Source organism: Roseococcus sp. GW821-FHT12F05 (assembly GCF_058806835.1).
The window spans coordinates 296,959-322,646 of the sequence record NZ_JBXAQB010000004.1; the positions used below are offsets into that span (position 1 = coordinate 296,959).

The window sequence follows — 25,688 nt, forward strand, 5'->3', positions numbered from 1 at the left end:
CTTCCCGCTCCCCTGACGAAGGGACACCGGCATGGCTGAGACCGAGCGCGACATCGACCCGGGCGAGATTCCATACCGCCCGCACAACATCCCGAAGCTGGGCTTCGCGAACTACTGGTACCCGATCCTCCTGACCGGGGAGGTCAAGCGGAAGCCGAAGGCAGTCCGGCTGCTGGGCCAGGACATCGTGCTCTTCCGTGACGCCGGAAAGCTCTTCGCGCTGGAGGACCGCTGCCCGCATCGCGGGCTGAAGCTCTCGCTCGGCAGCTGCGACTATGCCGGCAGCGGCACCATCGCCTGCCCCTATCACGGCTGGACCTTCGACGGGGAGACCGGGAAGCTGGTCGCGGCCATCATGGACGGGCCGGACGCGCCGATCACCCGCAAGGTGCAGATCCGCAAGTATCCGGTGCAGGAATTCGCGGGGCTGATCTGGCTCTGGCCGGGCGAGATGGAACCGGTCGACCTGCCTGGCGACCTGCCGCAGTTCATCGGCCGGCAGGACACCTTCTTCAACATCTCCATGTACACGGACTACAAGTGCAACTGGCGCGCGCTGGTGGACAATTGGGGCAACGACCAGCACGCCCAGTACGTGCATCGCAGCTCGCCGGAGCTGATCTTCCAGCCGGTGCTACCCTTCGCGATCGACATCACGCCGAAGCCGCTCGCCAACAACAAGGGCATGTCCTTCAAGCGCTCGGGCGGCGTGACCAGCGCGGAGTATCCCGGCCTCGGCCGCTTCCCGAACAACGAGTGGTGGCGCGTGATGAAGCCCACCGGCCGCGGCGCCGTGGGCGGCTTCGAGAATTCCAGGGCGCGCAAGGTCTACGGCATCGAGAACCAGTCGGAGCTCTGGCTGCCCGGCCTCATCATCGTGGGCCGGCTGAGCGGCGAGTACTGCCTGATCCAATGGGCCGTGCCGATCGACGGCGAGACCACCCGCTGCTTCAACATCAACAATTTTCGGCGCATGGGCCGGATGCGCGAGATCTACGACCGCGTGCACTACGCGGTGTGGCGCGGCTGGGCGCACGACCGGATCTTCTCCGACCAGGACAAGGTGCTGATCGAGGGCCTCGTGCCCGGGCCGGAGCGGCTCTCCAAGAGCGACACCGGCGTCATCGCCTGGCGGAAGTTCGCCGGAGCCAACGCCCGTCGTCCGACGCAGCCCCAGGAAGTCGCGCGCGATGTCGCCTGAGCGCGTGCTGCGCAAGGTCTGGCAGGCTTGGCCACCCGTGGTCTTCCTGGTGCTGCTGCTGGCGGCCTGGGAGGGCTCGGTGCGGTGGTTCGGGATCGATGAGCTGATCCTGCCGCCGCCCGGCGACATCCTCTGGCAATTGAAGGAGGGCTTCGCCAGCGGCATCTACCCCGAGCATCTCGGCGTGACGCTGCTGCAGGCGATGCTGGGCTTCGTGGTCGCCATCGTGGCGGGCGTCGGCATCGGCGCGCTGATCTCGCAGTCGCCGCTGGTCGAGCGGACGCTGAACCCCTTCCTCATCGCCTTCGAGGCCATGCCGAAGATCGCGCTCGCCCCGCTGGTGATCGTGTGGTTCGGCTACGGCATCGGCTCCAAGGTCGTGCTGGCGGGCCTGATCGCCTTCTTCCCCGTGCTGATCAGCACCATCGTGGGCCTGCGCGCCTGCGAGCCTGGCCGCATCGACGTTCTGGCGGCGCTGGGCGCCAGCCGCGGCCAGATCTTCCGGATGGCGCGGCTGCCGAGCGCTTTGCCCTTCATCTTCTCGGGCATCAACGTGGCCGTCGTCTTCGTGCTGCTCGGCAGCATCGTGGGCGAGTTCGTCGGCGCCAAGGCAGGCCTCGGCACGCTGATCCTCTACGCCAACGAGAACCTCGAGACCGCGCGGACCTTCTCGATCCTCGCGATGCTCGCGGCGCTGGGAATGCTGCTGCATTTCGGCGTGGCCGCGTTACGCCAGCGCCTTCTTTTCTGGGCGGAGCCCCAAGGGACAAACCTTGCCGGCCCGCCCACCGCCTGACCCCAGAAGCAGAGGGAACACCTAATCCATGACCATCATGCGCGACATGCGGGAACCGACCGACATCTTCGACCCGCGGCACTATGCCGGCGTCCGCCGGCCCTTCGATTCCGCCGAGACCCTGCCGGCCTGGTGCTACACCTCGCCGCGCTTCTACGAGCGCGAGAAGGAGACCATCTTCAACCGCTACTGGAACTGCCTCGGCCACCAGAGCCGCGTGCCGGAGGCCGGCAGCTACATCACGCTGACCTATTGCGACGTGCCGCTGGTCATCGTCCGCGGCAAGGACATGGTGATCCGCGCCTTCATCAACTCCTGCACGCATCGCGGCTCCGTCGTCATGGAGGGCGAGGGCACCTGCAACGTGATGAAGTGCCCCTACCATGCCTGGGCCTTCTCGCTGGAGGGCGACCTCGTCGGCACGCCGCTCTTCGAGGAGCACGAGAACTTCCAGAAGTCAGACCACGGCCTGACGCCGGTCCGGCTGGAGCTCTGGTGCGGGCTCATGTGGATCAACTTCGACATGAACGCGCCGGACCTCGCCACCTATCTCGGCGACCTGCCAGATCGCGTGGCGCCCTGGAAGACCGACGAGATGGTCTGCGTCGCCCGCCGCGAATTCCCGGTGAAGGCGAACTGGAAATTCTACGCGGAGAACTGGAGCGACGGGTATCACGTGCCCTTCGTCCACCAGACCACGCTGAACAAGAAGCGCGTCTCCAAGCGCGACTTCCACGATCCCAGCGTCTACCTCGGCAATTATCTCATGCACTACACCTACTTCAGCGGCAGCCGCGGCACGCCCGAGGGCCAGAAGAAGTTTCCTGAATTGGACCTGCCGCCCGAGCTGAAGATCGGCACCTTCTTCCCCTACGTGCACTCCAACGCGATGATCGGCTTCGCCGTCGACATGGTGAGCTGCACGGAGATCATCCCGGAGGGGCCGGGCAACTGCCGCCTCTTCACCTCGACCATGGTGCCGAAATCCACCGCCGAGCTGCCGGATTTCGAGGAGACGCTGAACCTCTACCTCAGCTACTCCGACACGGTGCGCGACGAGGACGTGATCGCCGCCGAGCGCCAGCAGCGCGGCGCGGAATCCGCCTTCAACCGTCCCGGCTGCTTCACCCCGCAGGACAAGCTCGTGCACGACCACGACCTGTGGATCCTCGATCGCGTCATCGGCAACGCTGCCCCATGAGGCAGACAACGTGAGTCAGGCCGGCAGCACCGCGCCGCTGATCGCCGTCCGCGACCTCAGCAAGATCTACCCGACCGCCAAGGGCGAGCGGGTGCAGGCGCTGTCGCATGTCGACCTCGACGTGATGCCCGGCGAGTTCGTCTCGCTCGTCGGTCCCTCCGGCTGCGGCAAGACGACGGTGCTGCGCATCCTCGCCGGGCTGATCCGCGACTACAGCGGCAGCGTGGCGCTGCGCGACCGCCCGCTGCACGGGCCGAGCCGCGACGTCGGCGTGGTCTTCCAGGACGCCAACCTGATGCCGTGGCGTACGGCCCAGGCAAACGTGATGCTGCCGGTCGAGGTGCTCGGCCTCGACCGCAAGGTCATGGCGCCGCGCGCTCAGGCGCTGCTCTCCATGGTCGGCCTCGACGGCTTCGAGAAGAAGCTGCCCGGCGAGCTCTCCGGCGGCATGCGCCAGCGCGTCGCCATCGCCCGCGCGCTGATCCACGACCCCGCGCTGCTGCTGCTGGACGAGCCCTTCGGCGCGCTGGACGCGATGACGCGCGACACCATGAACCTCGAGCTCGGCCGCATCGCCGCGCAGTCCGGCAAGACGGTCTTCCTCATCACCCATTCCATCGCCGAGGCCGTCTTTCTCAGCGACCGCGTGCTGGTCATGTCCAGCCGACCCGGCCGGATCGTGGAGAACATCCCGATCGACCTGCCGCGCCCGCGCGACCTCGACATCATCGCCTCGCCCGTCTTCTCCAGCACGGTGGTGCGCATCCGCCGCCTGCTGGACGGGGAGGGGGCCGTCGCCATGCCGAGCATCGCGCATTGAGCGGGCAGGAGACCTTGCAGGCGTCTGCGCTGCCACAGGCGGCCCCGCGCCTCGTCCCGGCCTGGCTGCGCGAGCGGCCGGAGCTGGCGCTGACGCCGCTGGTCTTCCTCCTCATCGTCACGCTCTGGCAGGGCGTGGCCTGGCTGGAGCTGGTCAGCCGATTCGTCCTGCCCGCGCCCTCGAGCATCGCGCAGGCGCTGGGGCAGGGGCTCGCCAGCGGCCTCTTCCTGCAGCACGCGCTGGTGACGGTGAGCGAGGCCGCCACGGGCTTCGGCCTCGCCGTCGCCGCCGGCCTCGTCATCGGCACGCTGATCGCGGAATTCCGCTTCCTCGAGCGCGCGGTCTATCCCTTCCTCGTCGCGCTGCAGACCATGCCGAAGATCGCGCTCGCGCCGCTCTTCGTGGTGTGGTTCGGCTTTGGGCCGAGCTCCAAGATCGCGGTCGCCGCGATCATCTCCTTCTTCCCGATGCTGGTGACTGTTATCGCGGGGCTGCGCGGCACCGACCAGGGACGGCTCGACGTGCTGCGGGCGCTCGGCGCCGGGCGCTGGCGCTGCTTCATATCGGCCAAGCTGCCGGGCGCGCTGCCGCACATCTTCTCGGGCCTCTCCATCGCCGTGGTCTTCGCCATGACGGGCGCCATCGTCGGCGAGTTCGTCGGCGCCTCGGCGGGGCTCGGCTACCTCATCATCCAGGCCAATGCGCGGATGAACATCCCGCAGGTCTTCGCAATCCTTCTGGTGCTCGGCGGTATCGGCGTCCTCGCCTACGGCACCGTGCAGACGCTGCGACGGCGTCTGCTCTTCTGGGCGCCACAAGAGGAGTTGAGCCGCAAATGACCTCACGCCGATCCCTGTTGGCCGCCGGCGCGGCTCTCACCGCGGGCGGGCTCGCCGCGCCGGCCCTCGGACAGACCCTCGCCAAGACGAGCTTCGGGCCCACCACCACCGATATCTCGACCGGCCATGCCGCGCATTCCTCGCTGCCCCGCGCGCTGGGCTACTGGCGCGAGGAGGGGCTGGACGTCGACGTCTTCGGCATCGCCGGCAACACGGCGGGGCTGCAGCTCATCGCCAACAGCAACATCGATTTCATCAGCATCGTGGGCGAGGAGCTGCTGACCGCCCGCCTGCGCGGCATGGCGGCCAAGGGCGTCTACATGCACGCCCGCCAGCCCATCTCGCGCATCGTCGTGCCCAAGGCGAGCGGCGTCACCAGCCTGGCCGAGCTCAAGGGCAAGACGGTGGGCATGCCGGTGCTCGGCCCCACGCCCTACGGCGTCGCGGCCTTCCGCGAGGCCGGGATCAGCCTGCAGGACGACATCCGCCTTGTCGCCACGGGCACCGGCGCGCCGGCGCTGCTCGCGCTGCGCCGCGGCGACATCGCCGGCTGGATCTCCTGGGACACGGCGGTGGCGGGCCTCGAGAACCGCGGCATGGAGTTCACCGAGTTCCGCCCGAGCTACTTCAGCGAGCTCTTCGGCAACGTGGTCATCACCCGCGAGGAGGTGATCCGCACCAACCCCGACCTGCCCGTGAAGATGTGCCGCGCCATCGCCAAGGCCGTGCATTTCGGCCTGACCAACCCGGAGGCCGCCATCCGCATCCACTGGCAGGTCTATCCGCAGACCCGGCCGCAGGGCGGCGACCCGGCCAAGGTGATGGAGGAGGCGAAGCGCGTCTTCCTCTCGCGCTTCAGCAGCTACGCGCTGAATGGCGTGACGCGCTACGGCGAGAGCCTGCCCGCGCAGTGGACGCGGCTGGCCCAGCAGATGCAGGCGGCCGGCGAGCTGCCCGCCGGCTACGATCCAGGCACCGCCTTCACCGGCGAGTTCATCGAGCGGATCAACGCATTCGACCGCGACGCGATCGCCGCCCAGGCCCGGTCCTGGAACGGTTGAGCACCATGTCCCTGATGCCGCCGATGCTGTTCCACACGCTGCAGGACGGGCCGGACCGGGTGGCGCCCTTCAGCCATGCCGTCTCGGTCGGGCCCTGGGTCTTCGTGACGGGACAGATGCCCACCGACCCCCGCGACAACACGATTCCCCTGCCGGAGGGCGTCGAGGCGCAGACCCGGCAGGTGATGGAGAACCTGAGGACCGTCCTCGCCGGCGTCGGCTGCGGGCTCGCCGACGTCGTGCAGGCGCGGGTCTACCTGACCGAGTTCCAGCGGGACTACGAGGCGATGAACGCGACCTACGCCGCCTGCTTCCCGCCGGACCGGCTGCCGGCGCGCACCTGCATCGGCGTCACCGGGCTGGCCAAGGGGGCGCTCGTCGAGATCGACCTGCTGGTCTACCGGTCGGAGGGGCTGGCCGCCTGAGGCGCCGCGGCGGCCGGATCGCTCACCGCGGCCTGGCCGGGCTCGCGCCGCGCGGCCGCGGCGCCACCTTCCGCTCCAGGAAATCGCGGATGAGCGGGGCCATCACGTCGAGCTTGTCCTCCAGCGCGAAATGCCCGGTGTCGAGCAGGTGGAAGTCAGCATCGGGAAGGTCCCGCCGGAACGGGTGCGCGCCCGAGGCCGGGAAGATCTTGTCGTTGGCGCCCCAGACGATGAGCGTCGGCGGGCGGCGCTGGCGGAGCCAGGCCTGCACCGCGGGATAGAGCGGGACGTTGGTGCGGTAGTCGTAGAACAGGTCGAGCTGGATCTCGGCATTGCCCGGACGGTCGAGCAGAGCCTGGTCCTGCACCCAGTTGTCCGGCGCGATGCGCGTGACGTCGCGGACGCCGTCCGTGTACTGGAACTTGGTCGTGGCCGGCGCCACCAGGAAGTTCAGCGCCTGGCGATGTTCCGTCGAACCGCTGGCCCAGTAGGTCTTGATCGGATCCCAGAAGGCGCCCAGCCCCTCGTCATAGGCGTTGCCATTCTGCACGATCAGGCCGGTGATGCGGTCGGGATGCTTGAGCGCGAGGCGCCAGCCCACCGGCGCGCCGTAGTCCATCACGTACATCGCGTAGCGCGCGACCCCGAGCCGGCCGAGCAGCCCGTCCACCAGCTCGCCGTAGCGGTCGAAGGTATAGGGGAAGGCGGTGTGGTCGGGCATGTCGCTCTGCCCGAAGCCGGGATAGTCGGGCGCGATCACGCGGTAGCGGTCGGCCAGCGCGGTGATGAGGTTGCGGAACATGTGCGACGAGGTCGGGAAGCCGTGCAGCAGCAGCACGACCGGCGCGTCGGCCGGGCCCGCCTCGCGGTAGAAGATGCCGATGCCGTCGATGGTCGCGCTGCGGTGGTGCGTCACCGGGAAGCCCGGCCGGGCGGGCCGCGCCGCCGGCGCGGCCTGGGCCAGCGCGGCGCGCGGCGCGGCCAGAGCCGTGGCCATGCCGGCACCGCCGAGCAGGAGGGCTCCGCGCCGATCCTGCGGCACGGTCGTCTTGAGCGTCTTGTCCATGGGGATTTCCTCGATATCGGCGGCGCCGCCCTGAGGCGCGCGGCGGGATCGCGCTTCGGCGGGCATGTCAGACCCCCGCATGCACGAGGCGGGTGAAGAAGGCGGGGTCGATGACGAAGTTGCCCCACACCGCGTCGTAGTCCACGGTCGGCCTGGCGGCGACGATCTGCTCCAGCGAGAGGCCCTGCTGCTTCAGCTCCGCCACGTTCCCGCGGATGCCGACCAGCATGTCGCGGAAGGCCTGCAGCTCGCGTCGGTTGCTGACGGGCCGGCCATGCCCGGGGATGACGATCGTGCCGTCCGTCGTGGCCGCCAGATTGGCCTCGGCCGCGCGGATCGAGCCGTCGATGCTGCCGCCGGTGGAATAGTCGATGAAGGGGTAGACGCCGTTCCAGAAGGTGTCGCCCGCGTGCAGGATATCCGGCTCGACCAGCCGCACCGAGATGTCGCTGTCGGTGTGCGCCGGGCCGTAGTAGCGGAGCTCCAGCGTGGTGCCGTTGGCCCGCAGCGCATGCTCCTGCGCGAAGACCTCGGCCGGCAGGCCGCCGGCGGGCAGGGCGGGGAAGTCGTAGGACCAGTCCTCCACCCGCTGCATCGTCGAGAGGTGCTTCCGCGTGTTCTCGTGCGCCAGGATCCGGGCGCCGACCGAGTGCAGCCAGTCGTTGCCGTCGGAATGGTCGAAGTGCCAGTGGGTGTTGATGAGCTGCGTGACCGGCTCGGCGCCGAGCTCGGCGAGCGCGCCGGTCATCTGCCGGCGCGACACGCCGATGCCCGCATCCACCAGCAGCTTGCCGTCCGGTCCCGTCAGCACCGCGACATTGCCGCCGGAGCCTTCGAGCACGGCGACGTTGCCGCGCAGGCGATGGATGGTGATCGGGGCCCGCGCGGCCTCGGCCTTGATCATCTCGACGATGCCCTGGGCCTGGGCGAAGGCCTGGCGCGGCGTCAGCCACACGCCGGTGGCGGCGAGGGGGGCGCTCAGGCAGCAGAGGCAGAAGCCGCGGCGCGACGGCGATGTCCGGTGGGAAAAGGTCATGGCGTCTCCGATCGTGCGGTGAAGGATCCCGTCCGGCATGGCGGCCCGCCCGTTCATGGCGCGCGCGCCGGAAGGTCGAAGCTGACCGTCTGGCGGTCGATCACGCGGTGCGTGGGATCGGCGAGCTCGACCAGCACGCGATGCGGCCCGGGCATCAGGCCGACGACGATGATCGTCTCGCCGCTTGCATCGACGAAGTGCCAGGGCAGGTCGTCGACGGTGATGTGGAGATGGCCGATGCGCGGCGACACGTCGAGCGCGCCGGTGCCGAAGACCGGCACGACCCGCAGGTTCTCCGTGCGGTACTGGATGAAGACCAGGCCGCGCGCGAGCTGCTCCGGAAGCGGTGGGTCGACGATCAGCCGGGCCGGCGCCTCGTTCTCGATGGCGACCAGGGCCGAAGGGCCACGGATGTCCCGGGCGCTCTGGGCGAGGGCGCCGGTGGCGATCAGGCTGCTGGCAGCCATGAGGATCACATCCTTGAGGGGGACGGGCATGGCGGCCTCAGCTCCGGAGGAAGGCGGGCAGGCGGCGCGGCGCGGTGCCGGCGGCCGTCGTCGTCGGCGCGCGGCGCAGGCGGTCGTCGCGAGCGGCGGTATCGGTCATGGCCATCCCTTCGACCGGGCGGAACAGGGCCGGTCCTCTCGCGGTTTCGACGACGGAGCCTGCGTGGGTCGGCGCTCCGTTGCTGCTTCGGAAGCTGGGCCCGGGGGAGGCGCGACGGCCAGGAAGATGGCGTGAGATCGCGTGAGATCGCGTGAGCCGCCGAGGCGCGGTCCGACGCCTTCGCGCTGCCGGATAGGGCCGCGTCGCCATGGGTGACATCGACCGGAGCGGATGATGCCCCGACGGATGCGCGAGGCGGCGTCCGGCAGCTTCCGCCGTCCCGCTGCTACCAAAGTTGCATTGCCACGCGCGTTCCCGCCTGCCCATGTTGCGGCATGGACGAGGTTGTTTTTGCCATCGCGCCGCGACCGCCCGAAGCCGCGACCGGCCTCGTCCTGCAAGTCCGGGGATCGTGAGCCAACCCGAAGGAGGGATCCGCGTGAGCACCATCGAACCTGCATTCGCCCCCGCCGCCGGCGAGGCCGCGCTCCGCTTCCGCGGCTACGAGCTGCTGCCCGGCGAGCGCCTGCTGCTGCGCCATGGCCGGCCCGTGGAGCTCGGCGGCCGCGCCTTCGACCTGCTGTTCGTCCTGCTGCGGTCGCGCGGGACCCTGGTCGAGAAGAACACGATCATCGGCCATGTCTGGCCGACCACCATCGTGGGCGAAAGCAGCCTCCGGTTTCAGATGGCCTGCCTGCGGCGCGCGCTCGGCCCGGACGGCGACGTCATCAAGACGGTCAGCGGCCGCGGCTACCTCTTCGCCGAGGAGCGCGGCGGGAGGCGGGCCGGCCTGCAGGCGGAAGCCGCAGGTCCCGTTGCCGCCGCGCCGCGCGGGACGATTCCCGACGAGGAGTGGCGGGAGGCCCCAGCGCCGCCGCGCCGCGCCGTTCCGCAGCCGGTCATGGCCGTGATCGACGACGGTCCGGACCTGGGAGAGGCCCTGGAAGCGCTCCTCAGGTCCGTCGGGCTGTGGCGCGAGGACCTCCCATGCGGGGAGGCCGGCTCCGCCGCACGGGCGCTTTGCCCGGCGCCGGACGCCTGGATGTCCGGGCGTGGCGGCCTCGATCCCCAGGCCGGGGCGGCGAAGGCGGGCCGCAGCCTTCCCGTCATCCTCATTGGCGGCCATGCCGACGCGCCGTCCGTGCGGGCGGTGCGGCTGGGCGCCCTGGATTTCCTGACGAGGTCCGGGCGCCACCAGGATCTCCTCGCCGCGATCCGGACGGTCCTGTCGCTCCCGGCCGAGCCCGCGCCCGCCGAATGAACGGCCGCGGCATCGCCTGCGACCGCCCAGGCCTTCCCGTTCCCGGAGGACGACCCATGACCGGCATGACAATGAGTCTGAACCTGGCCGGCGGACAATGCGGCGCCTATATCGCCCGGCCGGGCGCCTGCTCAGCCCCGGTCGTGGTCGTGCTGCACGAGATCTTCGGCGTCAACGACGACATGCGCCGGACCTGCGACGAACTGGCCTCGAACGGCTTCATTGCGCTCTGCCCCGAGCTGTTCTGGCGCAGGGAGCGCGGCGTGAATCTCAACCACTGGTCCGAGGCCGAGTGGAAGAAGGGCCTCGACCTCTACGCGACCTATGACCGGGATCTCGGCGTGCGGGACATCGCCGAGGTCGTCCGCGCCGCGCGTGGACTGACCGGCGCCTCCGGCAAGGTCGGGGTCATGGGCTTCTGCCTGGGGGCCCTGATGGCCTTCCTCACGGCGGCGCGCGGGCGCGTCGACGCGGTGGTGGCCTATCACGGCGCCGAGACCGAGAAGTATCTCGGCGAGGTGGACGCCATCACGGCGCCGATGGTCCTGCATCTCGGCGAGCTCGACGAGTTCATCGCGCCGGCCGCCCAGGCCGCGATCAAGGGGGCGCTGGCCGGCCGGGCGGAGGACGAGGTCTACAGCTATCCCGGGTGCTACCACGCCTTCGCCCGCCACACCGGCACGCATTACGCCCCCGATGCCGCGGCGCTCGCCAACGGCCGCACCTGGTCGTTCCTCGCCGATCATCTGAGCTGACCGGGCGAATCAGGCCTCTGCCGCCACCCGGCGCAGCGAGGCGCCCATCGTCACCAGCTCGGCCAGCGATCGCGCGCGCATCTTCCGCATCGCGCTGCCGCGATGCACCTTCACCGTCATCTCGGTGATCCCGAGCCGGCCGGCCACCTGCTTGTTCAGGAGGCCGGAGACCACCAGGGCCATGACCTCCTGCTCGCGCGGGCTGAGCGAGGCGTGGCGGTCGCGCAGCGCCTGCAGCCCGGCCTCGCGGCCAAGCGCGACGCGGCTGCGCTCGAGGGCCTGGCGGATGGCCTGGAGCAGCACCTCGTCGCTGAACGGCTTCGTCAGGAACTCGACGGCCCCGGCCTTCATGGCCCGCACCGTCGTCGGCACGTCGCCGTGGCCGGTGATGAAGATGATCGGCATCTCCGCGCGGTCCGCCGCGATGCGCTTCTGCAGGTCGAGGCCGTTGAGATCGGGGAGCGTCACGTCGAGCACCAGGCAGCTCGGCACCCGTGCCCGCGGATGGGCGAGGAAGGCCTCCGCCGACACGAAGGTCAGCGGCTGCCATCCCGCCTGGTCGATCGCCAGCTCCAGGGCCTCGCGGATGGAGACGTCGTCGTCGACCACGAAGACCAGGGGCGCGGCCTGCGGCGGGGACGCAGGCTCCGGACCGTTCAGCCGCATCTCGCGGCGCGCCCGGAATCGCCGTCGGGCGGGCAGGGCAGGGAGAAGCAGAACCGGGCGCCCGGCCCCTCGTTGGGCATCGCCCAGAGGCGGCCCCGGTGGCGCTCGATGATCGAGCGGCTCACCGACAGGCCCATGCCCATCCCGCCCTGCTTGCTGGTGAAGAAGGGCTGGAACAGCCGCTCCGCCGCCTCGGGCCCGAAGCCGGTCCCGGAATCCTGCACGGTGAGCCGCACGCAGCCGCCCTCGTCGCGCCCGGTCGCGACGACCAGCACCCTCGGACGGTCCTCGACGCCGCTCATGGCCTCCGTAGCGTTCAGCAGCAGGTTCAGGATGACCTGCTGCAACTGGACACGGTCTCCCGTGACGGGCGGGAGGTCCTCGGCCAGCTCCGGCCGCAGAACCACCCGGTTGCGCCGGAGCTCGCTCCAGGACAGCGCGATGACCTCCCGCGCGGCCTCGTTCAGGTTCACGGCCTCGGTCCCGCCGCCGCTCCGGCCGAACATCGCGCGCAGCCGCATGACAACCTCCGCCGCGCGGTTGCCGTCGCGGAGCGAGCGGCGCGTGGCCTCCCGGGCGCCCGCCAGGTCGGGCGGATCGGCCGCCAGCATCCGCAGGCAGGTGCCGGCATTGGTGATGAGGCCCGAGAGCGGCTGGCTGACCTCGTGCACGATGGACGCGGTCAGGGCGCCGAGGCTCGTGACCCGTGCCAGATGCGCCAACTCCGCCCGCGCCCTGGAGAGCTCCTCCTCGGCGCGCCGGCGTTCCGTCACGTCCTGCGCCGCGCCGATGTACTCGAAGGCGCCGGCCGGGTTCCGTGCTCGGCGTGCAGCCATCTGCAGGTGCCCCACCGAACCGTCGGGCAGCCGCAGCCGGAACTCGCCTGCGACGCGGCCCGCGCCGGCGCGGGCCTGGCCGGCCATGTCATCGAACGGCGCGAGATCCTCCGGATGCAGCCGGGATCTCAGGAGCTCCAGCGAGGCCGGTGCTCGCGGATCGATCGCGAGGATGCGGCGGAGCCCGTCCGACCATGCGGCCTCGCCCGTGGCCGGGCACCAGGACAGGCTGCCGGTTCCGCCGAGGCGCTCGACCTCCTCCAGCAGGGCCTCGCTCCGCTCCAGGGCGGCCGCCTCGGAGGGGGGGGCCTGCGCGGCGAAGCCCGCCGCGCCGCGTCCGGCCTCGGCGTGCCGCGTCCGGATGCGGCCCGGGCTCGCGCGGGATTCGGCATCCCGTCCCTTCCGGCCGGGATGGGCCCCGTCATCGATGGCGATCGTGCCTGCAAGGCCCGGCTTGCGGAGGCGGCCTCGCTGGCGCGGCGGAGGTGAGGGCTTCGGCACCGGAGGCAGCGCCTGGCGCGACATCTGGGACGAGGCCTGCATCGGAATCTCCATACCCATTCGGATGTCCTCATAAGGTCCCGACCGCGGGACATCCTTGGCGGTGATCTGCAAGAACCTGATTCTTACTTGAGGACCCGACGGGTCCTCCCGCGCAGGGCTGGCCGCCGGCGAGCTGGCGACGGCCCCTCCGGACGCCCCGTGGCAAGGCCCGTCGCGCCCGTTTCGCCGCCGCCCGCCGCGCCGTGCGGGCTACGGGCGACGGACCGTGTCCGGCTTGTCCGGGTGCGATTGCTCCCGGACGCAATGCTGTGCAAACCTGAAGAAACATGAAGCGAGGCTAGGGGCGTGCCAGAGCTACAGCTGACCTATGTGTGCAGCTGTCTGGAAGTCGACCTCGGCCGCCGGGAGCTCCGCGTGCTCGGCGTGGGCACCGCCATCGGGGATCGCGCCTTCGAGATCCTCGTGGCGCTGATCGAGGCCGCCGGCCAGCTCGTCACCAAGGACGAGCTGATGCAGCGCGTCTGGTCGGGCGCCATCGTCGAAGGGAACACGCTGGACGTCCATGTGTCGGCGCTGCGCCGGGCGCTCGGCCCGGAGCGCGGGCTGCTGAAGACGGCCTATGCGCGCGGCTACCGGCTGCTCGGGGCCTGGGCGGCCGTGCCGGGGGAAGCGCGCTCCGTCCCGGCCGGCTTGGCGCTGGCCGTGGTGCGGCCGCGCCGGAACAACCTGCCCATCCCGGGGACATCGCTGATCGGCCGGGCCGCGGCGGTCGAGCATCTCCGCCAGCTGCTCTCGGGCCGCCGCATCGTCACGCTGACCGGCGTCGGCGGGATCGGCAAGACGCGGCTGGCGCTGGAGGTCGCCCATCGGCTGGCCGACGGCTTCCCGGGCGACGTCTGGTTCGTCGACCTGGCCTCGCTGGCGGATCCCGGCTTGGTGCCCTCGGCGGTGGCGCGCCTCCTGGGCCTGCGGCTGGGCGGCGACGAATCCTCCGCCGAGGCCGTCGCCCGGGCCATCGGCGGGGAGACGACGCTCCTGGTGCTCGACAATTGCGAGCACGTCGTGGACGCCGCGGCCGTCCTGACGGATGCGATCGTGCGCCTCTGCCCGCGCGCGACCGTGCTGGCGACGAGCCGGGAGGCGCTGCGGGTCGACGGCGAGCAGGTCTACGGCGTTCCCGCGCTGGAGGTCGCGCTCCCGGGGACGGCGGAGCCCGGCCAGCTCCTCGCCTGCAGCGCGGGGGAGCTCTTCGTCGCCCAGGCGCGGGCGCAGAATGCCGCCTTCCTGCCCAAGGGCGACGACATCGTCGCGATCGCCGAGATCTGCCGGCGGCTGGACGGCATTCCGCTGGCCATCGAGTTCGCGGCGGCCCGCGCGGCGGCGATCGGGGTGGGCCAGGTCGCCGAGGGCCTGTCGGACCGCTTCGGGCTGCTCACCGTGGGCCGGCGCACGGCGCTGCCGCGGCACCGCACGCTCCGCGCCGCCCTCGACTGGAGCTATGACCTGCTGCCGGAGGACGAGGCGGCGACGCTGCGCGGCCTGGCGGTCTTCGCCGGGGATTTCTCGCTCGACGCGGCGATCGCCGTGGCGCAGGACCTCCCTCGGTACCTGGTCGTCGACAGCATCACGAACCTCGCCGCGAAATCCCTGCTGCTCACCGATCTCCGCGAAGGCACATCGTACTACCGCCTGCTGGAGACGGTGCGCCTCTACGCGCTGGAGAAGCTGCGCCTCGGCGGCCAGCAGAGCCGGATCGCGCGGCGCCATGCCGAGTACTTCCGGGACCTCTCCGTCCAGGCCGAGGCGGAAAGCCGGACGCGGGCGGAGGCGGACTGGGTCGCCGTCTACGGGCGCCATCTCGACAATCTGCGCGCGGCGCTCGACTGGGCCTTCTCCGCCGACGGCGAGGCGGGGATCGGCCAGGCGCTCACCGTCGGCGCCCTGCCCATCTGGCTCAAGCTGTCGCTGATGAACGAATGCCGCGCCCGCGTCGAGCAGGCCCTGGCCGCCGCGCCGGCGGAGGCCGATGCCGGCGTCACGATGCGGCTCAGCGCCGGGCTCGCGGTGGCCCTGTTCTACACGGAGAAGGGGGCGGTGCCCGAGGTCGCCGATGCCTGGCGGAAGGTCCTCTCGATCGCCGATCTCATCGACGACAACGAGCATCGGCTCTGGGCCCGGTGGGGGCTCTGGAACTATCAGCTGAACCACGGCCTGTTCCGGAACGCGCTGCTGTCCGCGCAGCAGTTCTGCGACCTAGCCATCGACGCCTCGGACAAGGCGGTGGGCGCGCGCATGGTCGGCGTTTCGCTGCACTATCTCGGGGAGCAGGTGCCGGCGCGGCAGCAGCTGGAGATCGTGCTGGCGCAGCGGGTCGACACCGCCGCGCGGTCGATGATCCGGGTGCAGTACGATCCGCGGCTGGCGGCGCTGTCCTACCTGCCGCGCATCCTCTGGCTGCAGGGATATCCGGACCAGGGCCTGCGCGCCGCCGAGGGCGTCGTCCAGGATGCCCGCGAGGCCGGCCATACGCTCGCCTTCTCCCTGGCGCTCGTGCAGGCGGGCTGCCTGGTGGCGCTGTGGACCGGCGACCTGACAGCGGCGGAGGACTTCGTCGAGACGCTGATCGAGACGGCGACCCTGCACGGCCTCGGCTTCTTCCTGGCGGAGGGCCGCTGCTACGAGGGCATCCTGCGCGTCCTGCGGGGCGATGCGGAAGGCGGGCTGCAGGTCTTCGGCCCGGCCGTGCAGCAGCTGCGGGACTACAACGCCACCATGAACGTCACCGGATACCTGACGGTGATGGCGGGCGCCCTTGCGGAATCCGCCGCCGGCGCGCAGGGCCTCGCCATGGTCCGCGAGGCCCTGGCCCGGGCCGAGGGCGACGAGGATCTCTGGTGCCTGCCGGAGCTGCTGCGCCTGGAGGGGGAGCTCCTGCTGCGCGCGGGCGCGCCGGACGCGGCGGCCGAGGCCGAGGCGCGGTTCCGCGCCTCGCTCGACTGGGCCGGCCGGCAGAAGGCGCTCTCCTGGGAGCTCCGGACCGCCACCAGCCTGGCCCGCCTGCTGCAGGGCCGGAAGCGGACGGCGGAGGCGCGGGAGGTTCTCGCGCCGGTCTATCACCGCTTCACCGAAGGCTTCGAGACCGTGGACCTGCTGCGGGCGAAGCTGCTCCTGGACAGCGCCGGCTGACGTGCCCGGCGGCTGGGCAAGCCGGTCACAATCGCCGGCCTAATCGTCAAGACCCTGCACCGCCCGGCCGACACATTCATCGCGGGCAGGCCCGGACCGCTTCGCCGTGATGGCGCCGGGCGATGTCTTCCAGTCGAGAATGCGTTGAGCAGGAGAACTCCCATGAAATTCCTTCGTCCCTCCCGGGCCGTCCTGGGCGCCACGGGCTTTCTGTTGTCGGGCCTTGCCCTGTCGCCGGCCGCGCGCGCCGAAGGCGAGGGCGGCGGTCATTTCAGGCCGGACCGCGTCGCCGAAGTGCTGATGGAGCAGGCCCGCTAGGCCGGCATGACCACCTGCGAGGGCGTCCTCACTCCCGCCGGCAACGGAACCTTCCGCCTGACCTACCGCGTCGTGCGGCCGGGCACGCCGATGATCGCCCGCCCGGACGACGGCATGACGGCCGTCATCGTGACAGACGCCTGCCTGAGATAGGCAGGCCGGGCGAACCGGGGGAGGCATGACGCATTCCCGACGCGATCCGGAATGGCGGCGCGATGCCGCGCCGTGGCGCGCGGGGCTCACAATCCCTCGCAAAGTCAAGCAAGCCCTATCGGGTGTTTTCCCGCGGCCTCTGCTGGGATGCTGGAGGCAGCGACGGCATCGGCCGCCGCTGCCGGGAAGCGCACCAGATGGTCCGGCTCGTTCGCCCCGTCCGAAACCCCGGCCATCCACAACAGGCAGGATCTGCGACCGCCGCGCAGACGCCTGCCGCCAAGAGGACAGGACGATGGGACAAGCCTTGCAGGCCATCGAGGCCTTCCCGGTTTCCGGCCGCGGGCGACCGCCCCAGGGTATCGGAGAGGGTGTCGGCGCCGAGGCCGCTGACATCCTCGACGACGTCCGCCGCGCGATCGGGCGCAACCCGGACCATGCCTGGGCAGCCGCCCTGCGGCTGGTCACGCTCCTCGCCCTGCCGCCCCAGGCCGGGGTGCAGGGCGGTCTGGCGTCGTGGCAGCAGCGCAAGATCGACCGCTACCTGCGCCAGCGCCTGGAGCGGCCGCTGCCCATCGCGGAACTGGCGGAGCAGATCCCGCTGAGCGTCAGCTACTTCTGCCGCGCCTTCAAGAAAACCTATGGCACGACGCCGCACATGCACATCACGCGGCTGCGGGTGGAGCTGGCGCAACGGCTGATCCTGGCCACCAGCGAGCCGCTCAGCCAGGTCGCGCTCGCCTGCGGGCTGGCCGACCAGGCGCATCTGTCGAAGCTCTTCCGGCGCTTCGTGGGCGAGACCCCCACGGCCTGGCGCCGGCGGAACCTCACCGAGGCGCAGGCCGGAGCCAGGGGCCGCCGCACGGCGGCCGGGCCGTGTCCGCGCGTGGCCGCGTGACGGCGTTCGTCGCGAGTGGCTGGCGGGGTCGGCCGCAAGCGGCGGCCAACCATCGCCCTCATCGAAGCAGGCCGATGCTGCGCAGCAGCGTCTCCTTGCCCTTCACGTCGTTCGCCATGCGCGCGGCGAAGGCGGCGGTGCCGAGATAGTAGCTGGCCGGCTGCAAGGTCCTGCGCGCCATGGCGGCGTAGGTCTCGTCGGTGGCGGCCCCGGCGCAGGCCGCTTCCAGCCGCGACCGCATCGCCGCCGGCAATCCGGCCGGGGCCAGGACGCCCCCATAGCTGCCGACCGAGACGTCGTAGCCGGATTCTCTGACCGTCGGGATCTCCGGGAAGCCGGGCGAGCGCTGATCGGCGAGGATCGAGATCACCCGGACGGGCTGGCCGACGGCGAAGGCCGCGACGGTGATGCCGAAATCGAGCCGCCCCGCCTGCACGTCGAGCACCACGGGTCCGTCGCCGCGATAGGCGATCGGCTCCAGCTCCACCCCCGCCGCCTGCGCCAGCGACGTGCCGGCCAGGTGCTGGATGGAGCCGATGCCGAGATGGCCGTATTGCAGGCTGCCCCGGGCGCGGCTCGCCGCCACGAGATCCGCCAGGGTGCGCAGCGGCGATTCGGGCCGCACCACGATGGCGAAGGCGTGATCGTAGGTCTGGCAGATCCCCTCCAGGGATTCCGCGTTGTAGCCGGTGTCCGCGCGCATCATCGGCGTGACGATCAGGGGCGTCGTCGCAGTGAAGGTCAGCGTGTAGCCGTCCGGCGCGGCGCGGGCGACCGAGGCGACGCCGACGCTGCCTCCGGCCCCGTCCCGGTTCACGACCACGACGGGCTGGCCGAGGCGGCTCGACAGTCCTGGAGCCAGGGCGCGGGCCAGCAGGTCGGTGACGCTGCCGGCGGGGTAGGGATTCACCAGCTGGATCGGACGTGTCGGCCAGTCCTGCGCCGTGGCCGCCCCCTGCCAGAACAGGGTCATGGCTATCATCAGCGCACCGCCTGCCAGTCGGCGGGCCGTCGTGCCGGTGTTCCCGGGCTGCGTCATGCTTGTTTCCTCCCTTGGTCGTGATCCGCGCCTACGGGCGCTCCGACTTGGCGGGGAGTGGATCACAGATCTGGCCCCGATGGACATGCCTCTCCGCCGCCATGCGGGCCACCTGACCTTCCGAACCCGTGCAGCGGGTTCGGTGCTGGGCGACCGGCCTTGCGGGGCAGGGCCGACGGCATCGCCGTCCGCGAACCGCCCGTCCTTCAGCCGGCGCGGCTGAGGGTGATGACGCGGCTGCGGTTGGTGCAGAGGCGCAGCTGGTCCGGCGCCTCCAGCCAGAGGCAGGCGCGGCCGGGCCAGGGCGGGGCGCCGACCGGCATGAGCGCGCGCCGCTCGTCGAGGGCGGTGAGCGCCGCCTGCCGCCGCAGCGGGCCGGCGCCCATCGTCGCCATGGCCTGGCCTTCGGGACCCGGCTCGATCAGCAGGTCCAGCCAGGGCCGGCCGGAGCGCCACCGCCCCGCGAAGGCCGCGGCTGACGCGGCGCCGGGGACGGAAAGAAAGCGCCGGGCCACATGGCCGATCGTGCCGGCGATGCCCCCGGCCTCCGCGCGCAGATGGATGGGCAGGTAGGGAGAGAGCGATATCGCCGCGCCGCCCGGGCCGGCGAACAGGGCCTCGCGCGCGCCGAGGAAGGTGAGCTGCCCGGCGCGGTGCTCGATCCAGGCCGGGCCCTCGGCCTCAAGGAAGAGGCCCTCGGGCAGCAGCGCCGGGGCCGGCGGCGGAAGGGCCGCGCCCAGCAGCGCGGCCATGACCCGGAGCGCCGGCAGCAGCGGGTCCGTGTCCTCGCGGTTGGAGAGCAGCAGGACGCCCACCCCGGCCTCGGCGTCGAGAAGGACGTGGTTCTTGAATCCCGGCAGGTGCCCGCCATGGCTGATCCACTGCCGGCCGCCGATCTCCATCAGCGCGAGGCCCAGCCCGTAGCCGGCCACCTGCCCGTCCTCCAGCACGCCAGGCGTGGCGAGGCGGGGCAGCGCGTCGCCCGCCGGTCCGTCGCCGCGCAGCAGCGCCTGGAGCCAGGCCGCGAGGTCCAGGGCGCTGCCGGTCAATGCGCCGGAGGCCGAGAGGGCCATGCCGTAGCGGCCGACCTGCCAGCCCTGCCCGGGCGCGGCGCGCCAATAGCCGTCGGCGAGGCCCGGCAGCGGCACGTCCCAGTTCCGCGGATAGCGGAAGCCGGTGCCGAGGCCGGCGTTCAGCGGACCCTCCACCCAGTCCCGGAAGATGGCGCCCCGGCGCGCCAGCCCCTGCTCCACGAGCCGGTAGCCCGTGTTGCTGTAGGAGGTCTCGGTGCCCGGCGGGTTGTCGAGGCCGGGCAAGTCGCGGGTGAAGGCGTCCAGCGCGGCGTCGTCCAGCGGGGCGGTGGCGGGCACGCCGCAGAGCACGTAGCTCGGCATCAAGTCCGGGATGCCGCCGGCCATGCCGAGGGCTCGGCCGGCCGTCACCGCCGCGAGAGGAGCGGGCAGGTCCGGCAGCATCGCGCCGAGCGGCTCGTCCGGATCCAGCCCGTGGCGCAGGGCGAAGGCGCAGAAGACGTGCTTGGTGAGCGAGGCGAAGCGCATCCGCGTGGCGGGCGCGACCGCCAGCGCATGCGGCAGGCTGGCAAGGCCGGCGGCCGCGGCGACGCGGATCTCCTGCCGGTCGAAGGCCAGGATCACGCCGCCCGGCGAATGCGCGTCCCAGGCGGCGGTGGCTTCGGCGGCCGTGGCCTCGGCGGCGGACCAGTTCGGGGGCATGCCTATCGCCGGGTCGGCCCCATCTCGCTCAGCTCCAGATTCTGCTGCGCGAGGTCGGCCGCCATGGTGTCCGGCGCCAGCTCGATCGCGCGGCGCCAGTCCGTCTGGGCGCCGCCCACGTCGCCGCGGAGCTGGCGCAGGATGCCGCGCTCCAGCAGGCCCTCGGCATTGTCGGGCGCGAGCGTGAGCCCGCGCTCCACGGCCTGGAAGGCCTGGTCCACGCGGTCCAGCCGCCGGAGCGCGGCCGCGCGGAGCACCCAGGCCTCGGCGCGCTCGGGCTCGATGGCCAGCGCCGCGTCGAGGTCCTCGATGGCCTCGTTGAAGCGGCGCAGCGCGGCGAGGATGACCGAGCGATCCACCAGCAATTCAGGGTCCTGCGGGGCGAGGGTGAGGGCGATGGTGGCGGCACCATAGGCGCGGTTGGCGTCGCCGGCGATCATCCAGGCCTGCGCGGCCTGGCCGAAGACCTGTGCCCGGGCGGTGCTGCCCGCGCGCGAGCCGCTGCCGAGGCGTTCCAGCCGCTCCGCGGCGCGCTCGGCCTCGCCCAGCCCGATCATGGCCAGCGCGATGCAGTGCCGCGCGCCGTCGCCCCCGCCGGTGGCGTCCCAGGCCTGGGCGAAGCGCATCGCCTCCTCGGGATCGTTGCGGAGGAGCGTGAGGCAGCGGTCGTAATCCGGCCCGTCGGCGATGCGCGGCATCTCCGGGGGCAGGGGCAGGATGTCGGGCGCGGGCTCGGGCGCGGTCGCGCCGGCGGCCGCCTCGGGCGGCACGGAGCTGCCGCCGCGATACCAGGCGACGCCTCCCCCCGCGGCGGCGGCGAGGATCAGCCCTAGTCCGAGGAATATGGGAAGGCGATTGCGCACGCGCCTGACTCTACAGCACTTCGCCTCCGGCTGGAATCGCACAAGGCCCGGGAGGGGCGGCAGGAGGGAGCGCAGGCTCGGCCATGGGGGGTCCGTCAGGGATTGGCACGACCGGGGGATCGCAGGCGCAAGGGAAATCATTCGCGATCGGAAGGGAATAGCCGGAAATCCTCGCATGGCGCATGACCGTCCTGCCCCGGAAGCGGGGCAGGGGCGAGGGTGTGCCCGCGGGGCCATACTGGCGGGCGGCGCGACAAGGCCTTACGAACGGGGGGATGAACGGCCTCAAGCCCATCCTGGCCCGCCTCGCCGCGGGGGAACGCCTGGCGGAAAGCGAGGCCGAGACGGCCTTCGGCATCATCATGGCGGGCGAGGCCACGCCGGCGCAGATCGCCGGCATGCTCATGGCCATGCGCGTGCGCGGCGAGACCGTGGCCGAGATGACCGGCGCGGTCCGCGCCATGCGCGCGCGGATGATCGCGGTCGAGGTGCCGAAGGACGCGATCGACATCGTCGGCACCGGCGGTGATTCCTCGGGCAGCCTGAACATCTCGACCACGACGGCGATGGTGGTGGCGGGCGCGGGCGTGCCGGTAGCCAAGCACGGCAACCGCGCGCTTTCCTCGAAATCGGGCGCGGCGGATGCTCTGGCGGCGCTCGGCATCAACCTCGACGTGCCGCTGGAGCGGCTGCCGGCCGTGCTGCGCGAGGCGGGCATGGTCTTCCTGCTGGCGCCCCGCCACCACGCGGCGCTGCGCCATGCCGGCGGCGCGCGGGTGGAGCTCGGCACGCGGACCATCTTCAACCTGCTGGGACCGCTGGCGAACCCAGGCCGGGTGAAGCGCCAGATGACCGGCGCCTTCTCGGCCGAATGGCTCCAGCCCATGGCCGAGGCGCTCGGCCGGCTGGGCACGGAGCGCGCATGGGTGGTCCACGGCCAGGGCATGGACGAGCTGGCGATCTCGGGCCCGACCGAGGTGGTGGAGCTGGCCGAGGGCCGCACGCGCCGCTTCATGGTCACGCCCGAGGAGGCCGGCCTGCCCCTGCACCCGATCGAGGCCATCCGCGGCGGGACGCCGGAAGAAAACGCGGCCGCGCTGGTCGAGCTGCTGGAGGGTGCGACGGGCGCCTACCGCGACATGGTGCTGCTCAACGCCGCCGCATCCCTGCTCGTCGCCGGGCGCGTGGCAACGCTGCGCGAGGGCACCATATTGGCGGGGGAGAGCATTGACAGCGGCCGGGCTCTGGATGTTCTAAACCGGTTGCGCCGTGCGACCTCCGAGGCCTGACCCCATCATGAACATCGACGTCCTGCCCGAGATGTCCGACACGCTCGCGAAGATTCTTCGCGACAAGCAGGCCGAGGTGGCGGCGGGCGCCTCCGCCGTCTCCATCGCCGAGATGGAGAAGCGCGCGCTCGACCAGGACAAGCCGCGCCCCTTCATGGACGCGCTATGCCGCGCGCTGGCCGAGGGCCGCACGGGGCTGATCGCCGAGATCAAGCGCGCCTCGCCCTCCGGCGGGCTGATCCGCGATCCCTTCGAGCCGGCCGCGCTGGCCGAGGCCTATGAGAGCGCCGGCGCCTCCTGCCTTTCGGTGCTGACCGACGCCAAGTGGTTCCAGGGCAGCCCGGACCATCTGAAGGCCGCCCGCGCCGCCTGCTCGCTGCCGGTGCTGCGGAAGGATTTCATGATCCATCCGTGGCAGATCTTCGAGGCGCGCGCGATGGGCGCGGATGCCATCCTGCTCATCATGTCGGCGCTGTCGGACGCCAAGGCGCAGGAGCTGGAGGAGGTCGCCCGCAGCCTTGACATGGCGGTGCTGGCAGAGGTGCACGACGCGCGCGAGATGGGCCGCGCGCTCGGCCTGCAGACGCGGCTGATCGGCGTGAACAACCGCAACCTCAAGACCCTCGAGACCGACCTCTCCATCAGCGAGGCGCTGGTGCCGCTGGTGCCCGCCGACCGCATCCCCGTGGCGGAGAGCGGGTTGCGCACGCCGGCGGATCTGGAGCGGATGGCCAAGGTGGGCGCGCATTGCATCCTGGTCGGCGAGTACCTGATGCGGCAGCCCGACGTCGCCGCGGCGACGCGCGCGCTCCTGGGGACGTGATGTCGCTGCGCGGCAACGAAGTATCCGGCCGCAAGGCGGCCGGCGCCGCCCGCTCAACCTTCCCGCCCGGCACGACAGTGGCGCGGCGAAGCCAGGGCGGCGGAGCCGCCGCACGGCGCTTGAGGGCATGAAAAATCTCACTCATTTCGATGAGGCCGGCCGCGCCGCCATGGTGGACGTGGCGGGCAAGGCCGAGACGGAGCGCCTCGCGATCGCCCGTGGCCGTGTGGTGATGCAGCCGGCGACGCTGGCGCTGATCGCCGAGGGGAAGGCCGGCAAGGGCGATGTCCTCGGTGTCGCGCGGATCGCCGGCATCATGGCGGCCAAGCGTACCTCGGACCTCATCCCGCTCTGCCATCCGCTGATGCTGACCAAGGTCGCGGTGGACCTGACCGTCGCGGAGCCGGATGCCGTGGAGATCGAGGCGCAGGTCCGTGTCACCGGTCGCACCGGCGTCGAGATGGAGGCGCTGACCGCCGTTACCGTGGCCGCGCTGACGGTCTACGACATGGTGAAGGCGGTGGACCGCGGCATGCGCATCGAGGAGGTGCGGCTGGTCCTCAAGGAAGGCGGCAAGTCCGGCCGCTTCGAGGCCGGCCATTCCGAGGAGGGGGCGTGATCTCAGTCGAGGAAGCCCGCACCCGCATCCTGGCCGGGCTGGGCGCGACAGGCCCCGAGACGGTGGCGCTGGCCGCCGGCTGGAGCCGCGTGCTGGCGCGGCCCGTCGCGGCGCGGCTGACGCAGCCGCCGGCCGACGTCTCCGCGATGGACGGCTATGCCGTGCGGGCCGCCGACGCGACCGAGGGCGCCACGCTGCGCCTCGCCGGCGCCGCGCCGGCCGGGAAGCCCTTCGCCGGCGCGGTCGGCGCGGGCGAGGCGGTGCGCATCTTCACCGGCGGCTTCGTGCCGGAAGGGGCGGACGGCATCCTGATCCAGGAGGACGCCGCGGCGGCCGAGGGCAGCATCCGGGTCAACGAGACGGTCACCGCCGGTCGCCACATCCGCCGCCGGGGCCTGGACTTCGCCGAGGGCGCCGAGCTGCTGCCCGCCGGGCGACGGCTGACGGCACGCGACATCGGCCTCGCCGCCGCCGGCAACCACCCCTGGCTGACGGTGCACCGCCGCCCGCGCATCGGCATCCTCGCGACCGGCGATGAGATCGCGCTGCCGGGCGAAAGGCTGCCGGCCGGGGGCATCGTCAGCTCCAACGCGCATGCGCTGGCCGCCCTGGTCGCCTCGGCCGGCGGCGAGGCAAGCATCCTGCCCATCGCGCCCGACGACGCGGCGGAGATCGCGGCGCTGGCCGGCAGCGGCGGCTTCGACCTGCTGGTGACCACCGGCGGCGCCAGCGTGGGCGAGCACGACCTCGTGCAGAAGGCGCTCGGACGGGACGGCTTCGTGCTGGACTTCTGGCAGATCGCCATGCGCCCCGGAAAGCCGCTGATCTGGGGAAGGCTGGGCGCCACGCCGGTGCTGGGGCTGCCGGGCAACCCGGTCTCGGCGCTGGTCTGCGCGGTGGTCTTCCTGCTGCCGGCCCTGGCGCGGCTGCAGGGCCTCGCCGACACCGCCACGCCCTCTATCCGCGCCCGCGCCGGCGTGGACCTGCCGGAGAACGACAAGCGCGCCGACCATCTGCGCGCGAAGCTGGCGCCGGGCGAGGGCGGCGAGTGGATCGCGACCCCGGCGTCCCGTCAGGACAGCTCGATGCTGGCGGTGCTGGCCGGCGCCGACGCGCTGATCCTGCGCGCGCCCTTCGCGCCGAGGCTGCCGAAGGGCGAGGCCGTCGAGGTCATCCCGCTGGCGGCGCTGGGGGTCTGAAGCAGGACCGCGGCGCGGTGCAGGACTGCGCCGGCGCGGCCAGCGCGCGCCGCGCGATCGCGAGGTCGTGGTACATCTGCAGCCGCAGCCAGAATTCCGGCGAGTTGCCGAAGCGCCGCCCCAGCAGGATCGCGGTCTGCGCCGTGATGCCGCGCGCGCCGTGCAGGATGTCGGTCACGCGGCTGCGGGGCACGCCGAGCTCGGCGGCGAGCCGCTTTCCCGACACGCCCGCCGGCGCCATGAAGAGATGGGCCAGTACCTCGCCCGGCGTGCGGAGCGGGCGGCGGGGGACGGCGTGCTCCACGACATCGATGGAAGCGGGACGCATCGCCGTGGGCTGCGGGCGTGTCGGGATCAGGCCGCGGGCGCGGCACACCGCCTTGAGCGCCTCGTCGACCCCGAGGGGCGCGCCGTCGCCATAGGCCTCGATGAGCAGCGCCAGCTGGTCCTCGGGGGTGATGGGGTATCTCGTGGTGTCCAGGGGCATCGGTTCGG

The 25,688-nt window shown here is 71.9% G+C and carries 26 protein-coding genes; 17 read left to right on the forward strand and 9 right to left on the reverse strand.

Features of this window, described 5'->3' with window-relative positions:
* The first annotated feature begins 31 nt into the window (after positions 1–31).
* From AC1ROY_RS13335 to AC1ROY_RS13365, 7 genes are read left to right on the forward strand one after another with little or no spacing between them, the layout of a single operon-like run.
* The gene (locus AC1ROY_RS13335) at positions 32–1,201 is read left to right on the forward strand and encodes a Rieske 2Fe-2S domain-containing protein (RefSeq protein WP_493149311.1); all 1,170 of its coding nucleotides are present in this window, start codon (positions 32–34) and stop codon (positions 1,199–1,201) included.
* Positions 1,191–1,997 (forward strand): ABC transporter permease, encoded by an 807-nt coding sequence (locus AC1ROY_RS13340; RefSeq protein WP_493149312.1) that lies wholly within the window; start codon positions 1,191–1,193, stop codon positions 1,995–1,997. Before AC1ROY_RS13335 ends, AC1ROY_RS13340 begins: the two co-directional genes overlap by 11 nt.
* Before the next feature lie 28 nt (positions 1,998–2,025).
* On the forward strand, positions 2,026–3,198 hold the full coding sequence (locus AC1ROY_RS13345) for an aromatic ring-hydroxylating oxygenase subunit alpha (protein ID WP_493149313.1): 1,173 nt from the start codon (positions 2,026–2,028) through the stop codon (positions 3,196–3,198).
* Positions 3,199–3,208: 10 nt separating this feature from the next.
* Positions 3,209–4,018: an ABC transporter ATP-binding protein gene (locus AC1ROY_RS13350; RefSeq protein WP_493149314.1), complete on the forward strand. Its 810-nt coding sequence runs from the start codon at positions 3,209–3,211 to the stop codon at positions 4,016–4,018.
* A 14-nt stretch (positions 4,019–4,032) separates the two neighbouring features.
* Complete coding sequence (locus AC1ROY_RS13355; protein ID WP_493149315.1) at positions 4,033–4,857, forward strand: ABC transporter permease; 825 nt, start codon at positions 4,033–4,035, stop codon at positions 4,855–4,857.
* Positions 4,854–5,918, forward strand: coding sequence for an ABC transporter substrate-binding protein (locus AC1ROY_RS13360; RefSeq protein WP_493149316.1), 1,065 nt, complete (start codon positions 4,854–4,856; stop codon positions 5,916–5,918). The genes AC1ROY_RS13355 and AC1ROY_RS13360 overlap by 4 nt, the downstream gene beginning before the upstream one ends.
* Positions 5,919–5,923: 5 nt before the next feature.
* The gene (locus AC1ROY_RS13365; protein WP_493149317.1) at positions 5,924–6,343 is read left to right on the forward strand and encodes a RidA family protein; all 420 of its coding nucleotides are present in this window, start codon (positions 5,924–5,926) and stop codon (positions 6,341–6,343) included.
* Between the two features lie 22 nt (positions 6,344–6,365).
* On the opposite strand, the gene AC1ROY_RS13370 is transcribed toward AC1ROY_RS13365, so the two are convergent.
* The 3 genes from AC1ROY_RS13370 to AC1ROY_RS13380 all read right to left on the reverse strand — a co-directional run bounded on the left by AC1ROY_RS13370 (position 6,366) and on the right by AC1ROY_RS13380 (position 8,942).
* Positions 6,366–7,409: an alpha/beta fold hydrolase gene (locus AC1ROY_RS13370; RefSeq protein WP_493149318.1), complete on the reverse strand. Its 1,044-nt coding sequence runs from the start codon at positions 7,407–7,409 to the stop codon at positions 6,366–6,368.
* Positions 7,410–7,476: 67 nt separating this feature from the next.
* Positions 7,477–8,445 (reverse strand): MBL fold metallo-hydrolase, encoded by a 969-nt coding sequence (locus tag AC1ROY_RS13375; RefSeq protein ID WP_493149319.1) that lies wholly within the window; start codon positions 8,443–8,445, stop codon positions 7,477–7,479.
* Positions 8,446–8,498: 53 nt separating this feature from the next.
* Positions 8,499–8,942, reverse strand: coding sequence for a DUF6130 family protein (locus AC1ROY_RS13380; RefSeq protein WP_493149320.1), 444 nt, complete (start codon positions 8,940–8,942; stop codon positions 8,499–8,501).
* Positions 8,943–9,490: 548 nt separating this feature from the next.
* On the opposite strand from AC1ROY_RS13380, the gene AC1ROY_RS13385 reads away from it, so the two are divergent.
* The gene (locus tag AC1ROY_RS13385) at positions 9,491–10,312 is read left to right on the forward strand and encodes a winged helix-turn-helix domain-containing protein (protein WP_493149321.1); all 822 of its coding nucleotides are present in this window, start codon (positions 9,491–9,493) and stop codon (positions 10,310–10,312) included.
* Between the two features lie 56 nt (positions 10,313–10,368).
* Positions 10,369–11,067, forward strand: coding sequence for a dienelactone hydrolase family protein (locus tag AC1ROY_RS13390; protein WP_493149322.1), 699 nt, complete (start codon positions 10,369–10,371; stop codon positions 11,065–11,067).
* A 9-nt stretch (positions 11,068–11,076) separates the two neighbouring features.
* Here AC1ROY_RS13390 and AC1ROY_RS13395 read toward each other — a convergent pair whose 3' ends face one another.
* Both AC1ROY_RS13395 and AC1ROY_RS13400 read right to left on the reverse strand, forming a co-directional pair.
* Positions 11,077–11,733, reverse strand: a complete 657-nt coding sequence (locus AC1ROY_RS13395) for a response regulator transcription factor (RefSeq protein WP_493149323.1) — start codon at positions 11,731–11,733, stop codon at positions 11,077–11,079.
* The gene (locus AC1ROY_RS13400) at positions 11,724–13,112 is read right to left on the reverse strand and encodes a sensor histidine kinase (protein ID WP_493149324.1); all 1,389 of its coding nucleotides are present in this window, start codon (positions 13,110–13,112) and stop codon (positions 11,724–11,726) included. Before AC1ROY_RS13400 ends, AC1ROY_RS13395 begins: the two co-directional genes overlap by 10 nt.
* A 306-nt stretch (positions 13,113–13,418) precedes the next feature.
* On the opposite strand from AC1ROY_RS13400, the gene AC1ROY_RS13405 reads away from it, so the two are divergent.
* The 4 genes from AC1ROY_RS13405 to AC1ROY_RS13420 all read left to right on the forward strand — a co-directional run bounded on the left by AC1ROY_RS13405 (position 13,419) and on the right by AC1ROY_RS13420 (position 17,628).
* Positions 13,419–16,259 (forward strand): ATP-binding protein, encoded by a 2,841-nt coding sequence (locus tag AC1ROY_RS13405; protein WP_493149325.1) that lies wholly within the window; start codon positions 13,419–13,421, stop codon positions 16,257–16,259.
* 162 nt (positions 16,260–16,421) lie between these two features.
* Entirely contained in the window at positions 16,422–16,577 is a 156-nt protein-coding gene (locus AC1ROY_RS13410; RefSeq protein WP_493149326.1) for a hypothetical protein, read from the forward strand.
* A gap of 6 nt (positions 16,578–16,583) precedes the next feature.
* Positions 16,584–16,730 carry a hypothetical protein gene (locus AC1ROY_RS13415; protein WP_493149327.1) on the forward strand — a complete coding sequence of 49 codons (147 nt, stop codon included), beginning with the start codon at positions 16,584–16,586 and terminating at the stop codon, positions 16,728–16,730.
* Between the two features lie 295 nt (positions 16,731–17,025).
* Entirely contained in the window at positions 17,026–17,628 is a 603-nt protein-coding gene (locus AC1ROY_RS13420; RefSeq protein WP_493149328.1) for a helix-turn-helix domain-containing protein, read from the forward strand.
* Between the two features lie 58 nt (positions 17,629–17,686).
* Here AC1ROY_RS13420 and AC1ROY_RS13425 read toward each other — a convergent pair whose 3' ends face one another.
* The 3 genes from AC1ROY_RS13425 to AC1ROY_RS13435 all read right to left on the reverse strand — a co-directional run bounded on the left by AC1ROY_RS13425 (position 17,687) and on the right by AC1ROY_RS13435 (position 21,263).
* Positions 17,687–18,667, reverse strand: coding sequence for a Bug family tripartite tricarboxylate transporter substrate binding protein (locus AC1ROY_RS13425; protein ID WP_493149329.1), 981 nt, complete (start codon positions 18,665–18,667; stop codon positions 17,687–17,689).
* Positions 18,668–18,873: 206 nt separating this feature from the next.
* On the reverse strand, positions 18,874–20,400 hold the full coding sequence (locus AC1ROY_RS13430; RefSeq protein ID WP_493149330.1) for a serine hydrolase domain-containing protein: 1,527 nt from the start codon (positions 20,398–20,400) through the stop codon (positions 18,874–18,876).
* Between the two features lie 2 nt (positions 20,401–20,402).
* Positions 20,403–21,263, reverse strand: a complete 861-nt coding sequence (locus AC1ROY_RS13435; RefSeq protein ID WP_493149331.1) for a tetratricopeptide repeat protein — start codon at positions 21,261–21,263, stop codon at positions 20,403–20,405.
* 275 nt (positions 21,264–21,538) lie between these two features.
* Between AC1ROY_RS13435 and trpD the strand changes: the two genes are divergently transcribed.
* The 4 genes from trpD (at position 21,539) to AC1ROY_RS13455 (ending at position 25,193) form a co-directional block, all read left to right on the forward strand.
* Complete coding sequence (gene trpD / locus AC1ROY_RS13440; protein WP_493149332.1) at positions 21,539–22,552, forward strand: anthranilate phosphoribosyltransferase; 1,014 nt, start codon at positions 21,539–21,541, stop codon at positions 22,550–22,552.
* Between the two features lie 7 nt (positions 22,553–22,559).
* Positions 22,560–23,375 (forward strand): indole-3-glycerol phosphate synthase TrpC, encoded by an 816-nt coding sequence (trpC, locus tag AC1ROY_RS13445; protein WP_493149333.1) that lies wholly within the window; start codon positions 22,560–22,562, stop codon positions 23,373–23,375.
* Between the two features lie 127 nt (positions 23,376–23,502).
* Positions 23,503–23,994: a cyclic pyranopterin monophosphate synthase MoaC gene (moaC, locus tag AC1ROY_RS13450; RefSeq protein WP_493149334.1), complete on the forward strand. Its 492-nt coding sequence runs from the start codon at positions 23,503–23,505 to the stop codon at positions 23,992–23,994.
* Positions 23,991–25,193 (forward strand): molybdopterin molybdotransferase MoeA, encoded by a 1,203-nt coding sequence (locus tag AC1ROY_RS13455; protein WP_493149335.1) that lies wholly within the window; start codon positions 23,991–23,993, stop codon positions 25,191–25,193. The genes moaC and AC1ROY_RS13455 overlap by 4 nt, the downstream gene beginning before the upstream one ends.
* Here the strand turns inward: AC1ROY_RS13455 and AC1ROY_RS13460 are convergent.
* A complete protein-coding gene (locus tag AC1ROY_RS13460; protein WP_493149336.1) occupies positions 25,165–25,680 on the reverse strand; it encodes a HigA family addiction module antitoxin in 516 nt (171 codons plus the stop codon). The two genes, AC1ROY_RS13455 and AC1ROY_RS13460, sit on opposite strands and share 29 nt — an antisense overlap.
* Between the last annotated feature and the right edge of the window lie 8 nt (positions 25,681–25,688).

Bases quoted from the DNA above. Each gene is read 5' to 3' on its own strand.
- AC1ROY_RS13335 (WP_493149311.1), top strand. From the start codon at position 32: ATGGCTGAGACCGAGCGCGACATCGACCCGGGCGAGATTCCATACCGC.
- AC1ROY_RS13340 (WP_493149312.1), top strand. From the start codon at position 1,191: ATGTCGCCTGAGCGCGTGCTGCGCAAGGTCTGGCAGGCTTGGCCACCC.
- AC1ROY_RS13345 (WP_493149313.1), top strand. From the start codon at position 2,026: ATGACCATCATGCGCGACATGCGGGAACCGACCGACATCTTCGACCCG.
- AC1ROY_RS13360 (WP_493149316.1), top strand. From the start codon at position 4,854: ATGACCTCACGCCGATCCCTGTTGGCCGCCGGCGCGGCTCTCACCGCG.
- AC1ROY_RS13365 (WP_493149317.1), top strand. From the start codon at position 5,924: ATGTCCCTGATGCCGCCGATGCTGTTCCACACGCTGCAGGACGGGCCG.
- AC1ROY_RS13370 (WP_493149318.1), bottom strand. From the start codon at position 7,409: ATGGACAAGACGCTCAAGACGACCGTGCCGCAGGATCGGCGCGGAGCC.
- AC1ROY_RS13375 (WP_493149319.1), bottom strand. From the start codon at position 8,445: ATGACCTTTTCCCACCGGACATCGCCGTCGCGCCGCGGCTTCTGCCTC.
- AC1ROY_RS13380 (WP_493149320.1), bottom strand. From the start codon at position 8,942: ATGCCCGTCCCCCTCAAGGATGTGATCCTCATGGCTGCCAGCAGCCTG.
- AC1ROY_RS13390 (WP_493149322.1), top strand. From the start codon at position 10,369: ATGACCGGCATGACAATGAGTCTGAACCTGGCCGGCGGACAATGCGGC.
- AC1ROY_RS13395 (WP_493149323.1), bottom strand. From the start codon at position 11,733: ATGCGGCTGAACGGTCCGGAGCCTGCGTCCCCGCCGCAGGCCGCGCCC.
- AC1ROY_RS13400 (WP_493149324.1), bottom strand. From the start codon at position 13,112: ATGCAGGCCTCGTCCCAGATGTCGCGCCAGGCGCTGCCTCCGGTGCCG.
- AC1ROY_RS13410 (WP_493149326.1), top strand. From the start codon at position 16,422: ATGAAATTCCTTCGTCCCTCCCGGGCCGTCCTGGGCGCCACGGGCTTT.
- AC1ROY_RS13415 (WP_493149327.1), top strand. From the start codon at position 16,584: ATGACCACCTGCGAGGGCGTCCTCACTCCCGCCGGCAACGGAACCTTC.
- AC1ROY_RS13420 (WP_493149328.1), top strand. From the start codon at position 17,026: ATGGGACAAGCCTTGCAGGCCATCGAGGCCTTCCCGGTTTCCGGCCGC.
- AC1ROY_RS13425 (WP_493149329.1), bottom strand. From the start codon at position 18,667: ATGACGCAGCCCGGGAACACCGGCACGACGGCCCGCCGACTGGCAGGC.
- AC1ROY_RS13430 (WP_493149330.1), bottom strand. From the start codon at position 20,400: ATGCCCCCGAACTGGTCCGCCGCCGAGGCCACGGCCGCCGAAGCCACC.
- trpD (WP_493149332.1), top strand. From the start codon at position 21,539: ATGAACGGCCTCAAGCCCATCCTGGCCCGCCTCGCCGCGGGGGAACGC.
- trpC (WP_493149333.1), top strand. From the start codon at position 22,560: ATGAACATCGACGTCCTGCCCGAGATGTCCGACACGCTCGCGAAGATT.
- moaC (WP_493149334.1), top strand. From the start codon at position 23,503: ATGAAAAATCTCACTCATTTCGATGAGGCCGGCCGCGCCGCCATGGTG.
- AC1ROY_RS13460 (WP_493149336.1), bottom strand. From the start codon at position 25,680: ATGCCCCTGGACACCACGAGATACCCCATCACCCCCGAGGACCAGCTG.